Consider the following 13,629-nt stretch of genomic DNA (forward strand, 5'->3'; position numbering starts at 1 on the left):
CATAATATGGTCCCAAAACGATTATACCTAATTGATGCTACGGCTTTTTGTTATAGAGCTTTCTATGCCTTGCCCGGCTTGAGCACTTCTTCCGGCCAGCCGACAAACGCGATTTACGGCTTTACCAATATTTTAAAGAAGATCATAGAAGATCATCAGCCGGATTACTTGGCAGCGTGTTTTGATATTTCACGCAAAACCTTTCGTCAGGATAAGTTTAAGGAATACAAGATTCAGCGGCCGGAGATGCCGGACCCTTTAAAAAGCCAAATCCCCTTTATTAAGGATATTGTTAAAGCGATGGGAGTAAAGATCTTTGAAAAAGAGGGGCTTGAGGCAGATGACCTTATCGCCCATATCGCAAAACTTGCCAAGAAAAAAGGCATTGTTTCTACAATCGTTAGCTCTGACAAAGATATGCTGCAGTTGGTTGATGAGGACACCTTTGTTTTTAGTCCCTATAAAGATAGCGGCACGCTTTATGATAAAGCAAAAGTCTTGGAGCGTTATGGGATTGCCCCAGAGCAGATCCCCGATGTTTTAAGTTTAATGGGAGACGCCGCGGATAATCTTCCCGGGGTTCCGGGCGTGGGAGAGAAAACCGCGGTAGATTTGATCAAGCAGTTTGGAAGTGCCCAGAAGCTTATTGAGAAAGTGGACTCTTTAAAAAAAGAGAAATTAAAAGAATCTATCAAGCACAATACCCAGACTATCCTATTGGTTAGGGAATTATCCTTTTTGAATCAACCTGTAGAGCTGGAGTTTGATTTTGATGATTTATCTTTGGGCAAAGAGGATAAAAAAGAGCTTGCCGAGATTTTCCGCAAGTTAGAGTTTAAGAAATTCCTTAAAGGCCTGCTTGCTGCTGAAGGCCAGGTTGCTGAAGGCCAGGCGCTAAAAGATTTACCCGTATTATCTTGTGAAGAAATTGCAAAATTACTGCGCAAGGATCCGGAATTGATCTTAAGTGTTGCCCCGGATAGCAAGTTTTCATTTCTTTGCGCTGGCCAGGCCTTTGTTGTTTCGGATATCGCGCAAATAAAAAATGCCCTAGAAGACAGCAAGATCAAAAAGTCCGGGCATGATCTAAAAAATCTAAAATTAGCTCTTTCTAAAGAGGGGATTTTTCTGCAAGGCATAAATTTTGATACTATGCTGGCTTGCTATGTCTTAAATCCTGCGGAGTCCGGTTATAGTTTAGAGGATTTATCCTTAGAATACTTGGGCAGTAATCCGCAAGGCGTGGAAACTGTTTTCTTATTGAAAGATAGATTAAGGCGGGATTTAGAAGAAAAGTCGCTGCTTGACCTTTTTTATAAGATTGAAATGCCGCTTGTAGAAGTTTTATCCAGCATGGAAATAACCGGCATTAAAATAGATAAAAGATTCCTAAAAATACTTTCCGGCAAAATAGACGGCAAGTTAGAAAAACTTATCGCTGGAATTTATAAGGTTAGCGGAAGGGAATTTAATATTAATTCTCCCAAACAGTTGGGCGAGGTTTTATTCCAAGAGTTGAAGCTTCCGATAGTAAAGAAAACCAAGACCGGCCCGTCTACTGACGAAGAAGTCTTAACCCGCTTGGCCTTAGAGCATGAATTACCCAAGATGCTTTTAGAATACCGGCAGCTTGTTAAATTAAAGAATACCTATGTGGATGTTTTGCCTGAGCTGGCGGATGCTAATGATTTTGTGCACACTTCTTTTAATCAGACCGGTACTGAAACCGGAAGATTAAGCTCAAGTTCGCCTAATCTGCAGAATATCCCCATTAAAACGGAATTAGGCAGCCAAGTTAGAAAGGCAATTGTTTGTTTTGATAAGGAAAGCGTTTTGGTTTCCTTTGATTATTCACAGATAGAATTGCGCGTCTTGGCGCATTTATGCGCCGATAAAACACTAACCGATGCTTTTTTAAGCGGCAAAGACGTGCATAAGATAACCGCTTCTTTGATATATGATACCCTCGAAGAGAAAGTAGATTCTTCTATGCGTGATGTGGCCAAGAGGATAAACTTTGGGATTATCTACGGGTTAAGCTCTTGGGGGTTGTCTAAAGACCTGCATATTCCGGTTGAAAAGGCGCAAAATTTTATTGACGCTTATTTTTCGCGTTACCCCGGGGTAAAAGATTACATTGATAAACAGATAGCTTTGGCCCAGACCCAGGGCTTTGTAACTACGCTTTTAGGGCGGCGCAGATACCTGCCGCAGATAAACGATAAGAACCAGGGGTTGCGTTTTTTTGCCCAGCGGCAGGCGGTAAATACCCCTGTGCAGGGCACAGCAAGCGATTTAATGAAACTCGCCATGATAGATATTCACAAAGAAATCTCATCCAGGAATTTTAATTCCAAGATGATCTTGCAGATCCACGATGAACTTGTATTTAATACGGCAAAAGAAGATTTAAAGCGGAATTTTGTGGATTTAATCCGCCAGAAGATGGAAGCTGCGTTAAAATTAGATGTCCCGTTAGTGGTCAGTGTCAAAAGCGGAAACAACTGGTTAGAAATGGAGGCGGCAAAATGAAGATAGCTGTATGCGCTTCAGAAGTTGTGCCTTTTGCTAAAACAGGCGGGTTAGCGGATGTTGCCGGAGCATTGCCAATTGCCCTTGAAGAAGCCCAGCAGGAAGTTGTAATTATTACGCCTTTTTATAAGATCACCCGCGAGGGCAAGTTTAATTTAAAGAAAATAAAAGACGGCCTCTGGTGTTCGGTAATCGGCAAGAATGTTAAGGTTTATTTCCTGGAAAACGACCTTTATTTTAACCGCGACGCCTTATATATGGATAAAACTGGCGATTACAAAGATAATCTTGAACGTTTTAGTTTTTATTCCAAGAAAGCGCTTGAGCTATTGAAAGAAATTGATTTTCGCCCTGATATAATCCATGTGCATGATTGGCAGGCATGTCTGGCAGCTGTTTACCTAAAGACGATTTACCGTGATGATCCGTTTTATAAATCCACATCAAGTGTTTTAACCATTCATAATATCGGATACCAGGGCCTTTTCGCCAAAGATGAATATCCAAAGTTAGGACTGGACTGGGGGTATTTTAATATTGAGCAGCTGGAATACTACGATAAAATAAACCTTTTAAAAGGCGGGATAGAATTCGCCGATAAGGTCAATACCGTAAGCCGCACCTACAGCCAGGAAATACAGACCAAGGAATTTGGTTTTGGATTAGAAGGAGTTTTGACGAAAAGAAAGGATTCGCTTTTCGGGATAGTCAATGGCTTGGATTATCAGATTTGGGATCCGGCAAAAGATAAAGCCTTGGCAAAGAAATTCAGTATTGCTAATCTAACAGGGAAAGCGGATTGTAAAAATGATCTGCAAAAGGCCTGCGGTTTCCCGGTTAATAAAGATACGCCGCTTTTTGGCATTGTTTCGCGCTTAGCCGGGCAAAAAGGTTTTGATATTTTAGCCCAAGGCATTGAGAATATCTGCAAGATGGGCCTGCAGCTTGTGATCCTGGGCACCGGAGAGGAAAAATATCATAAGTTACTTTTGGACATGGCAAAGAAATACCCAAAGGTAATTTCTTTGAACCTTAAATTTGATGATGTCTTAGCCCATAAGATTTATGCCGGCTCGGATCTATTTTTGATGCCTTCGCGTTATGAGCCATGCGGCTTAGGGCAGTTGATTAGTTTAAAATACGGCACTATCCCGGTAGTTTTTAAGACCGGCGGTTTGGCCGATACCGTAAACAGCAAGAATGGTTTTGTTTTTGATATTTATTCAAAAGACGCGCTTCTTTCAACTGTGTCTTGCGCTATAAAAGCGTTTAACAATAAGAAATCATGGAGCGCTTTGGTTAAAAAGGCGATGAGTGAAGATTTTTCCTGGGAGCAGTCAGCCGGGGAATATATTAAATTATATAAAACCGCCAAGAAGAAAAATTAGATGGGTTTTGGGGATAAGAAAATAATAGCAGTGGTGGGGTGTTTTGGAAGCGGAAAGACCACCGTAGCCAAGCTTTTGGCTGGAAGGCCGCTGGAATTAGTTAACGCGGATAAAATCGCGCACCAGGCCTTAAAAGATCCGGTTATAAAGAAGCTCTTGTTAAAAGAATTTGGCACATTTGCCCGTAAAGAATTGTCCGAGATTGTTTTTACAAATAAGAAAAGAACAGAGGCCTTAAACCGCATCACCCATCCTTGGATAATTGGCGCGGTAAAGAAAAAAATCAAAAAGGCAAGATCCAAGACGGTTATTTTAGACGCGCCGCTACTTATTGAGGCGGGATTATCAAGATTGGCAGATAAAATAATCTTTGTCAAAGCCTCCAAGGATAAAATATTTCTGCGGCTTAAGAAAAGAGATGGATTAAATAAGGCCCAGATAGGATCAAGGAATAAAATGCAGCTTGCGCCGAAAACAAAAATGCGCTTTGCTGATTTGATTATAGATAATAACGCGACATTAAAGAAAACAAAGCAACAAGTTATGCAAATAAGGAGGAGTTTGTGGAGAAGTTAGATATAAGGAAGTTAAAGGAAATGAAAATACCGGAGCTTAACAAATTAGCCAAAGAGCTTAATGTTAACGGTTTCGGCAGTTTAAGAAAACAGGAATTGATCTTTAAGATCCTGCAGGGCCAGGCGGAAAAAGAGGGCTTGATGTTCGGGGAAGGCACCTTGGAAATACTGCCCGAAGGTTTTGGTTTCTTAAGATCGTCTAACTATAATTATCTGCCCTGTCCCGACGATATTTATATATCTCCCTCGCAGATAAGGAAATTTGATTTAAGGACCGGAGATACGGTAAGTGGTGAAATCCGCCCGCCCAAAGAGGGCGAGAAATATTTTGCCCTTCTTAAAGTAGAGGCGGTGAATTTTGAGAATCCAGAGGTGGCAAAAGACAAGACGCTTTTTGATAACTTAACTCCTGTATACCCGCAAGAACGTTTTAATCTGGAAACTGCCCCCTCTGAAGTATCCATGCGCATTATGGACCTGTTGACTCCTATTGGCAAGGGGCAGCGCGGCTTAATTGTCGCCCAGCCATACAGCGGGAAAACAGTGTTACTGCAGAAAATCGCTAATGCTATTACCGGAAATAATCCCGATGTGGCGCTGATTGTCCTTTTGATTGACGAACGCCCGGAAGAAGTCACCGATATGCAGCGGCATGTAAAAGGAGAAGTAATTTCTTCTACCTTTGATGAGCCGCCGGAAAGGCACGTGCAGGTAGCGGAAATTGTTTTGGAAAAGGCCAAGAGGCTGGTGGAGCATAAAAAAGACGTAGTGATCCTTTTGGACAGTATTACCCGTTTGGCCCGCGCCTACAACTCGGTTGTCCCGCACAGCGGCAAGGTTTTATCAGGCGGGATTGATTCTAATGCCTTGCAGAAACCGAAACGCTTCTTTGGAGCCGCGCGCGCAATTGAAGAAGGCGGATCATTGACGATTATCGCAACCGCCCTCGTAGATACCGGCAGCCGCATGGATGAAGTCATCTTTGAAGAATTCAAAGGCACCGGTAACATGGAAATCCAGCTTGACCGTAATTTGTTCCAGCGGCGCATCTATCCGGCGATTGATATTAAGCGTTCAAATACCCGGCACGAGGAGCTTTTATTAAAGCCGGAGGTTTTGCAGAGGGCGTGGATCTTGCGCAAAGTTTTAAATGAATTAAACAATGTTGAGGCAATGGAGCTTTTGATCGGGAAGCTGTCTAAAACAAAGAACAACGAAGAGTTTCTAAACAGTATGAACCAATAATAAAAGCGTAAAAAGTAAAACGAAAAACGTAAAACCATAATTAAAAATTAAAAACGTTTTGAATTTTACACTTTAATTTTACGCTTTGCGCTTTTAGTTTTGCGCTAAACAACAAGGAGGTTTTACCATGAAAGACAAAATTCATCCCAAATATCAAGACGCGGTTATTATTTGTGCTTGCGGGAATACTATCCACACCCGTTCCACTAAGCCCAATATCAGAGTAGAGGTTTGCTCAAGCTGCCATCCATTTTTTACCGGCAAGCAGAAATTTGTGGATTCCGCAGGAAGAGTGGATAAGTTTTTGAAGAAATACAGTAAAAAATAAAAATTAAAAATTCAAAGTTAAAAATTTAAGATCAAAACAAAGGCCAAAACAATGCAGTTTTTAGTCCATAAACAAGTTTTTGTTAGATATTTAATATTTTTAGTTTTTGTTTTAATTTTTCATTTTTAATTCTTAATTTTACATTTACTTTACTATGTTTAAACAGCTGGAAAAAGCGGATAAACGCTATCAGGAAATAGAAGCGCTTCTGGGGCAGAATGATGTTGCCAATAATCAGTCTCAATACCAGAAGCTTGCCAAGGAGCTTGCTTCTATAAGGCCGCAGGTAGAACTGTTCCGTCAATATAAACAGGCAGATCAGGAAATCCGTGATTTGGAAAGCGAACTTGCCAAACAGCACGACAAGGATTTTATTGACCTGGTGAAGAAGGAGCTACCTGTTCTTGTTGAGAAAAAGAATATGATTGTTCAGCAGCTTGAGAAACAGCTTGTTGAAGAAGATAAAGACTTAAACCGCGGCATTATCATGGAAATCCGTCAGGGCACAGGAGGCATGGAAGCGGCGCTTTTTGCCGCTGACCTTTACCGCATGTATTCTCAATACGCTGCTCAAAAAGGATGGGTGGTTGAGCTATTGTCTTCGCATCCCACGGAATTGGGAGGTTTTAAAGAAGTTGTTTTTAGCGTGCAGGGAGACCATTGTTATAAGCGGCTTCGTTTTGAAAGCGGGGTGCACCGAGTGCAGCGGGTTCCGGAGACTGAATCCCAGGGAAGAGTGCATACTTCAACCGCGACGGTGGCGGTTTTAGTTGAACCCGAAGAAGTGGATCTGGTGATTGAGCCTAAGGATCTAAAAATTGACACCTATCGTTCTTCTGGACCGGGCGGACAGCATATGCAAAAAACCGATTCTGCTGTGCGCATTACCCATATTCCTACGGGCGTGGTCGTGGCTTGTCAGGACGAGCGCTCGCAAATCAAGAACAAAGCTAAAGCTATGCGCGTGTTAGGGGCAAAAATTCTGGATATGAAACAGCAGGCGGATAGCAAGAAAGTAGCTGACGAGAGGCGTTCGCAAGTAGGCACAGGCGACAGAAGCGAGAAAATCCGCACCTATAATTATCCGGACCGCCGGGTCACAGATCATAGGATTAATTTGACTCTTTACCGGCTTGAGGCGATCTTAAATGGGGACCTTGAAGAATTATCCGACGCAATAATCAAGGCATCGCAGGAAAAGCAAAGAGAAGCTAAAAATGAATGAGGCAGAAGTTTTATTTTCTGAAATAACCAATCTTTCCAGGGAAAAATTATATCTTAATTGGGACAAGCCGATCACTGCCCAGCAGGCAGAGTATCTTTCTTCTGTCATTAAACGCAGGATAAACGGCCAGCCTATAGAATATATTTTAGGGAAAACCGAATTTATGGGCTTAGAATTTAAGGTTTCACCCGATGTTTTGATCCCGCGTCCAGAAACCGAAATTTTAGTTGAAGAAACTTTGAAGCTTGCCTCAAAGAATCCAAAGATCCTTGATATTGGCACCGGCTCCGGATGTATCGCAGTATCTTTAGCGAAAATGTTGCCGTTGGCTAAGATTTCCGCGGTAGATATTTCGCCTGTCTGCTTGAAACAAGCAAGTGAAAACGCTAAGATGCATAATGTAGAAATTGATTTTATAGAAAGCGATATTTTTTCCTGTTTATCTTGCGAATCTGGTAAATATGATATAATTGTGAGTAATCCCCCGTATATAAGAACAGGCGATATTAAGCGTTTAGAGCCGGAAGTAAAATGCCAGCCGAGATTAGCTTTAGACGGCTGTGAAGACGGGCTTTATTTCTATAAGAAGATTATTCCTTCTGCCGGCGAATTCTTAGAAAGCGGAGGTTTTCTTGTCTTGGAGATCGGGTTTGATCAGTTATCCCAAATAGAGGATATTTTTAAGAAGCAAAATAAACTTAAAATAGTAAAAAAAGTCAAGGATTACCAGCAGTATAACCGCTTCGTCATAGCGCAAGGATAAAAGTTATGGATAAAGTAACAATTGAGGGCGGAGTTAGATTAACCGGAGAAGTTACTGTATCGGGGGCCAAGAATTCAAGCCTGCCGATATTAGCTGCCACACTATTAACTGACGATGCCTGTATCATAAGAAGCGTTCCGGACCTGCGTGACACAAATACCATGTTTAAGATCTTGCGCGCTTTAGGCAAGAACGTGGAGTATGAAAAAGGGACAGCGATTATTTCCCAGGCCAAATCCACCAGCTACATTGCCGATTACAAACTTGTTTCAACCATGCGCGCGTCTTTTTGTGTTTTGGGGCCTTTGGTCGGTAAATTAAAAAAAGCCAAAGTATCGCTTCCCGGGGGATGTATTATTGGGGTCAGGCCCGTAGACCTGCATATTAAAGGTTTAAAGAGCCTAAACGCGGAAATAACCATTGAATCCGGTTATGTTATAGCTAATGCCCCCAGGCTTAAGGGCGCCCATGTCTATCTGGGCGGAGTTTATGGATCGTCGGTACTTGCCACAGATAATGTGATGATGGCCGCCTGCCTGGCGCAAGGAAAGACCATTATTGAATGCGCTGCCTGCGAGCCGGAAGTATCGGATCTGGCAGAGTTTTTGATCAAGATGGGAGCTAAGATCAAGGGCCACGGCACTCCAACAATTGAAATAGAAGGGGTAAAGCATTTGCATGGGGCTGAACATAAAGTTATTCCCGACAGGATTGAAGCCGGGACATTCATATTGGCCTCGTTAATTACGCGCGGCGATATTAAAATTCATAATGTGATCCCGTCTCATTTGGGAGCGTTGATCGACAAATTGCAGGAATCAGGAGCCGGTATTTCGGCGCACAACAATAGCCTGCGCGTTTCTTGCCGCAAGAAACTAAAACCGATGAATATTACTACCTTGCCTCATCCGGGTTTTCCGACGGACATGCAGGCGCAGATGATGAGCTTGATGTCGGTTATTCCGGGGATAAGCGTAGTTACTGAGAAAATATACCCTGACCGATTTATGCATGTTGCCGAACTTAACCGTATGGGTGCGCAGATCCAGAGAGAGGGCCCCTACGCGATAATCTCCGGAGTGAAAAAACTTTCCGGGGCTCCGGTTATGGCATCGGATTTGCGAGCTAGCGCCTGTTTGGTTTTAGCGGGGCTGGTGGCATCAGGAAAAACTTCTGTATCGCGTATCTATCACCTGGAGCGCGGTTATGAAAAAATGGAGGCTAAGTTGCAGAGTTTAGGGGCCAGAATAAGCCGGGAGAGGGAATAGCGGTATGATCTTAATGATCGATAATTATGATTCTTTTACCTATAACTTAGTGCAGTATTTAGCAGAGTTGGGGGCCAATGTTTTGGTTTACCGCAATGATAAAATAACTCTTGAAGAGATAAATAAACTAAAGCCCGCGAAGATTGTTATCTCTCCCGGGCCCGGAAGGCCGGAAAATGCCGGAATTTCTGTTGAAGTTATCCGCAATCTCGCCGGGAAGATCCCTATTTTAGGGGTTTGTTTAGGGCATCAGGCAATCGCTTATTCTTATGGCGCTAAAATAACAGCCGCCAAGAATCTTATGCACGGAAAAACTTCCATGATTTATCATAATGGCAAGGATATTTTTAAGAAACTTTCTAATCCGTTTGAGGCAACCCGTTATCATTCCCTTGTTGCCTGTAAAGATACGATGCCCGAATGCTTAAGTATCACAGCTTGGACTAAAGATAAAGAGATCATGGGTTTGGCGCATAATAAATATCCGGTTTTTGGGGTGCAATTCCATCCCGAGTCTATTTTAACCAAGCAGGGCAAGAAACTTTTGGAGAATTTTTTAAAGATATGATTGATCAGGCGATTGAATTGCTTAAAAGCAAGAAAGATTTGGATTTCAAGCAAATGCTTGAAGCGATGCGCCAGATTATGTCGGGGCAAGTTAAGACAGAAGATATTGTTTTGTTTCTATCAAGTTTGCGCGATAAGGGAGAAACTGTGGAAGAGCTCTCTGCCGCGGTAGATGTGATGCGTTCTTATGTGTGCCGGGTTAAGACCGGCGATGATATTATTTTAGATACCTGCGGCACCGGAGGCGATGCCTCTGGGACTTTTAATATTTCTACCGCGGCATCTATTGTGGTAAGCGCCTGTGGAGTAAAAGTGGCTAAACATGGCAACCGTTCGGTATCCAGCAAATCCGGAAGCGCCGATGTCTTAGAGGCGCTGGGGATAAATATCAATATTTCTGCCATTGATGCCTGCCGTTGTTTGGAACAGATAGGCATTGTTTTTCTTTTTGCCCCTAATTTCCATCCGGCAATGAAACACGCTATGCCGGCAAGAAAAGCTATCGGCACAAAGACGATCTTTAACCTGATGGGGCCTTTAAGTAACCCCGCGTTTGCCCGGCATCAGATAATCGGGGTCTATGATAAAAAGTGGCTTATCCCAGTGGCAGATGTCTTGAAGAAGCTAGGAAGCGTTCATGCCCTGGTTATGTATAGCGAAGACGGGCTTGATGAAGCAAGCATTTGCGGTAAGACTTTTATCGCGGAATTAATAGATGGTCAAATAAAGACATACCAGGTCTGCGCGCAAGATTTTGGGATGCCTGCGGCTAAGAGAGAAGATATCTTAGGCCGCGATGCGCTGGACAACGCGGTTATTATTTTAGAGATATTACAGGGAAAGCATTCGCCTAAGAGGGATATTGTGGTATTAAACGCTGCCTGCGGGCTTTATGCTGCTAATAAAGTATCTTCTATAAAAGATGGCGTAGAGTTGGCTAAAAGCTCAATAGATAGCGGCCAGGCAATGGATAAATTTAACGCTCTTAAGAGGTTTCATTAATATATGGCCAAGCCGGATACTTTAAAGAATATTGTCGCGCAAAAGAAACAGCGCCTGGAGTTATCAAAACAACAGGTTACCCTTGAAGCGCTTAATGAAAAAATCGCGCAAATCCCCCCAGCGCGTAATTTCTTAGAAGCAATCAATAAACCTAAGCAGATTTCTTTGATCGCTGAGATTAAAAAAGCCTCTCCTTCAGCAGGGGTTATCCGCGAAGATTTTAATCATCTGGATATCGCGCGCGTTTATCAGGAAACAGGCGTCCAGGCGGTCTCTGTTTTAACTGAAGAGGATTTCTTTCAGGGAAGCCTAGTGTATCTGGAAGAAGTAAAAAATACCGTGCAGGTGGCGGTGTTGCGCAAAGATTTTATTTTTGATCCCTACCAAGTATATGAGTCGCGCGCCTGGGGGGCTGACGCAGTGCTTTTAATCGCGGATCTATTAACTAAAGATATCTTAATCCAACTTGTGCAGGTTGCTTGTCAATTAGGAATGTCTTGTTTGGTTGAGGTGCACGATGAAAAAGAGCTTAAGAAAATATTGAACTTAAAAGTCCCTTATCCGCAGCAAGCTATTAAGGTAAAAAATGCCCCAAAATTAGTTAATTTTGCTATCGGAATAAATAACCGCAATCTGCATAGCCTGGAAGTTGATTTTAAGACTACAGAAAAACTTTTCCCCCTTATCCCTAAAGACAGAGTTGTGGTAGTAGAAAGCGGGATAAAATCCAGGCAGGATATCATGTTTTTGAAGATATTAGGGGCTCAAGCGGTTTTAATCGGGGAAGCTATTATGCGCGCGCCTAATATTAGGGCACAGATTGAAGAGTTGATGAGCTGGTAATATGAGCCCACGATTAAAAGCCAAGATCTGCGGGATTACTAATTTAAAAGACGCGCTTTCTGCTGTATCTTCCGGAGCAGACGCAGTAGGCTTTATATTCTACAAAAAAAGCCCGCGCTATATAACAGCCGAAAGGGCGGCTTTCATTATTTCCAGTCTGCCTAAAAAGGTTAAGGCCGTCGGGGTATTTGTAAACGCGAAAGAAGAACAGGTTAAAAAGGCCGCGAAGCTCTGCGGATTAGGCATATTGCAGTTTCACGGCAATGAATCTTTAGAATTTTGCAAGAAATTCAAAGGCTATAAAATAATTAAGGCATTTCGCGTAGGCAGAGATTTTAATTTTGGTCTGGTGAATAAATATCCGGTGTGGGGATGTTTATTCGATAAATTGTCTGGTAAATACGGCGGCACAGGGAAGGTTTTTAACTGGGAGCTTTTAAAAGAAAAGAAATTTCCGGGCAAGAAAGTTTTTCTTTCTGGCGGGATTAACGCGGGCAATCTTACTAAGGCCTTTAAGAAGGTCAAGCCAGATTGGGTTGATGTTTCAACAAGTTTAGAGAAGTCTGCCGGAGAAAAAGACCGCGTTAAGATAACAAAATTCATGCGTCAGATGAAAATTATAAATAGGAACAGGTAAAAATGGCTTTACCAGATAAAAAAGGGCATTTTGGTTTATTCGGCGGCAGGTTCGTCCCGGAGACGCTTGTTTATGCCCTGGATGAACTTGATGAATTCTACCGTAAAATAAAAAAAGATAAGCAATTTAAAGATAAGCTTAAATATTATCTTAAAGAATACGCTGGCAGGCCTACGCCTTTATATTTGGCAGGCAACTTAAGCCGTGCATTAGGGATAAAGAGAATTTATCTTAAAAGAGAAGACCTCTTGCATACGGGAGCGCATAAAATAAATAATACCTTAGGCCAGGGGCTTATCGCGGTAGGGATGAAAAAGAAGCGCATAATTGCGGAAACTGGCGCCGGGCAGCATGGGGTGGCAACCGCGACAGTTGCGGCATTATTTGGTTTGCAATGCGCGGTTTATATGGGCGAAGAGGACATGGAGCGGCAGAAATTAAATGTTTTTCGCATGCGCCTGTTGGGCTCCAGGGTTGTTCCTGTTGCAAGCGGTTCTAAAACTTTAAAAGACGCCATGACCGAAGCGCTTCGTGATTGGGTGACTAATGTGCGCGATACCCATTATGTTATCGGCACTGTTGCCGGCCCGCATCCGTATCCTGAGATGGTCAGGGATTTTCAGGCAGTGATCGGCAGGGAGGCGCGCGCGCAGTTTCTGCTCAAAGAAAAATCTCTTCCCGATTATTTAGTAGCTTGTGTGGGAGGCGGCAGTAACGCCATGGGCTTGTTTTATCCATTTTTCAATGATAGAAAAGTAAAGTTTATCGGGGTTGAAGCGGCCGGTTATGGTTTGTCTACTGGAAAACACGCGGCTACTTTAGTAAGCGCTAAACCAGGGGTACTGCATGGCTCTAAATCCTATCTTTTACAGGATAAAGATGGCCAGGTAAGCTTAACGCACTCTGTTTCCGCAGGGTTAGATTATCCCGGTGTCGGGCCAGAGCACTCCTATTATAAGGATATTAAAAGAGCCCAATATTACGCGGTTACTGATAAAGAGGCCTTATCAGGTTTTCAGCTTCTTTCCCAGACTGAAGGAATTATCCCGGCTTTAGAATCAAGCCATGCAATAGCCTATTTACAAAAACACGCGCGTAAATTCCGCGGCGCCTCGGTAATTGTTTGTCTGTCTGGCCGAGGCGACAAGGATATGGGCATTGTTACTGAAGAGTTGAAACAGTATAGCAGTTAGTATTTATTTTATTGTTTTTAGCTTATAACTTACAGCTTACAGCTTACAGCTTACAGCTGATTT

At 42.7% G+C, this 13,629-nt stretch carries 13 protein-coding genes; all 13 read left to right on the forward strand.

All coding sequences use genetic code 11. The features are described from left to right. The first annotated feature begins 6 nt into the window (after positions 1-6). The 13 genes from MUF05_06015 (at position 7) to trpB (ending at position 13,566) form a co-directional block, all read left to right on the forward strand. Positions 7-2,532 (forward strand): DNA polymerase I, encoded by a 2,526-nt coding sequence (locus tag MUF05_06015; GenBank protein MCU0666630.1) that lies wholly within the window; start codon positions 7-9, stop codon positions 2,530-2,532. Next, entirely contained in the window at positions 2,529-3,920 is a 1,392-nt protein-coding gene (gene glgA, locus MUF05_06020; GenBank protein ID MCU0666631.1) for a glycogen synthase GlgA, read from the forward strand. Before MUF05_06015 ends, glgA begins: the two co-directional genes overlap by 4 nt. Further along, positions 3,921-4,496, forward strand: coding sequence for a dephospho-CoA kinase (gene coaE, locus MUF05_06025; GenBank protein MCU0666632.1), 576 nt, complete (start codon positions 3,921-3,923; stop codon positions 4,494-4,496). A gap of 20 nt (positions 4,497-4,516) precedes the next feature. Further along, complete coding sequence (gene rho / locus MUF05_06030) at positions 4,517-5,740, forward strand: transcription termination factor Rho (GenBank protein MCU0666633.1); 1,224 nt, start codon at positions 4,517-4,519, stop codon at positions 5,738-5,740. A 127-nt stretch (positions 5,741-5,867) separates the two neighbouring features. Further along, on the forward strand, positions 5,868-6,068 hold the full coding sequence (gene rpmE / locus MUF05_06035) for a 50S ribosomal protein L31 (protein MCU0666634.1): 201 nt from the start codon (positions 5,868-5,870) through the stop codon (positions 6,066-6,068). 154 nt (positions 6,069-6,222) lie between these two features. Beyond that, the gene (prfA, locus tag MUF05_06040; protein ID MCU0666635.1) at positions 6,223-7,293 is read left to right on the forward strand and encodes a peptide chain release factor 1; all 1,071 of its coding nucleotides are present in this window, start codon (positions 6,223-6,225) and stop codon (positions 7,291-7,293) included. Beyond that, the gene (prmC, locus tag MUF05_06045) at positions 7,286-8,056 is read left to right on the forward strand and encodes a peptide chain release factor N(5)-glutamine methyltransferase (GenBank protein MCU0666636.1); all 771 of its coding nucleotides are present in this window, start codon (positions 7,286-7,288) and stop codon (positions 8,054-8,056) included. Before prfA ends, prmC begins: the two co-directional genes overlap by 8 nt. Positions 8,057-8,061: 5 nt before the next feature. After that, complete coding sequence (murA, locus tag MUF05_06050; GenBank protein ID MCU0666637.1) at positions 8,062-9,324, forward strand: UDP-N-acetylglucosamine 1-carboxyvinyltransferase; 1,263 nt, start codon at positions 8,062-8,064, stop codon at positions 9,322-9,324. A gap of 4 nt (positions 9,325-9,328) precedes the next feature. Continuing rightward, on the forward strand, positions 9,329-9,892 hold the full coding sequence (locus tag MUF05_06055) for an aminodeoxychorismate/anthranilate synthase component II (protein MCU0666638.1): 564 nt from the start codon (positions 9,329-9,331) through the stop codon (positions 9,890-9,892). Beyond that, positions 9,889-10,893 (forward strand): anthranilate phosphoribosyltransferase, encoded by a 1,005-nt coding sequence (gene trpD, locus MUF05_06060; GenBank protein MCU0666639.1) that lies wholly within the window; start codon positions 9,889-9,891, stop codon positions 10,891-10,893. The genes MUF05_06055 and trpD overlap by 4 nt, the downstream gene beginning before the upstream one ends. Before the next feature lie 3 nt (positions 10,894-10,896). Beyond that, complete coding sequence (trpC, locus tag MUF05_06065; protein MCU0666640.1) at positions 10,897-11,736, forward strand: indole-3-glycerol phosphate synthase TrpC; 840 nt, start codon at positions 10,897-10,899, stop codon at positions 11,734-11,736. A gap of 1 nt (position 11,737) precedes the next feature. Further along, positions 11,738-12,373: a phosphoribosylanthranilate isomerase gene (locus MUF05_06070; protein ID MCU0666641.1), complete on the forward strand. Its 636-nt coding sequence runs from the start codon at positions 11,738-11,740 to the stop codon at positions 12,371-12,373. Positions 12,374-12,375: 2 nt separating this feature from the next. Further along, entirely contained in the window at positions 12,376-13,566 is a 1,191-nt protein-coding gene (trpB, locus tag MUF05_06075; protein ID MCU0666642.1) for a tryptophan synthase subunit beta, read from the forward strand. The last annotated feature ends 63 nt before the right edge of the window (positions 13,567-13,629 follow it).

The organism is Candidatus Omnitrophota bacterium (genome assembly GCA_025453395.1).
Classification (GTDB): domain Bacteria; phylum Omnitrophota; class Gorgyraeia; order Gygaellales; family Profunditerraquicolaceae; genus JAlOQK01.

What these genes read in the sequence shown, in the direction of transcription:
- MUF05_06055 (MCU0666638.1), top strand. Translation starts at nt 9,329, where the DNA reads ATGATCTTAATGATCGATAATTATGATTCTTTTACCTATAACTTAGTG.
- MUF05_06015 (MCU0666630.1), top strand. Translation starts at nt 7, where the DNA reads ATGGTCCCAAAACGATTATACCTAATTGATGCTACGGCTTTTTGTTAT.
- rho (MCU0666633.1), top strand. Translation starts at nt 4,517, where the DNA reads ATGAAAATACCGGAGCTTAACAAATTAGCCAAAGAGCTTAATGTTAAC.
- MUF05_06070 (MCU0666641.1), top strand. Translation starts at nt 11,738, where the DNA reads ATGAGCCCACGATTAAAAGCCAAGATCTGCGGGATTACTAATTTAAAA.
- trpB (MCU0666642.1), top strand. Translation starts at nt 12,376, where the DNA reads ATGGCTTTACCAGATAAAAAAGGGCATTTTGGTTTATTCGGCGGCAGG.
- trpC (MCU0666640.1), top strand. Translation starts at nt 10,897, where the DNA reads ATGGCCAAGCCGGATACTTTAAAGAATATTGTCGCGCAAAAGAAACAG.
- prmC (MCU0666636.1), top strand. Translation starts at nt 7,286, where the DNA reads ATGAATGAGGCAGAAGTTTTATTTTCTGAAATAACCAATCTTTCCAGG.
- rpmE (MCU0666634.1), top strand. Translation starts at nt 5,868, where the DNA reads ATGAAAGACAAAATTCATCCCAAATATCAAGACGCGGTTATTATTTGT.
- glgA (MCU0666631.1), top strand. Translation starts at nt 2,529, where the DNA reads ATGAAGATAGCTGTATGCGCTTCAGAAGTTGTGCCTTTTGCTAAAACA.
- coaE (MCU0666632.1), top strand. Translation starts at nt 3,921, where the DNA reads ATGGGTTTTGGGGATAAGAAAATAATAGCAGTGGTGGGGTGTTTTGGA.
- murA (MCU0666637.1), top strand. Translation starts at nt 8,062, where the DNA reads ATGGATAAAGTAACAATTGAGGGCGGAGTTAGATTAACCGGAGAAGTT.
- prfA (MCU0666635.1), top strand. Translation starts at nt 6,223, where the DNA reads ATGTTTAAACAGCTGGAAAAAGCGGATAAACGCTATCAGGAAATAGAA.
- trpD (MCU0666639.1), top strand. Translation starts at nt 9,889, where the DNA reads ATGATTGATCAGGCGATTGAATTGCTTAAAAGCAAGAAAGATTTGGAT.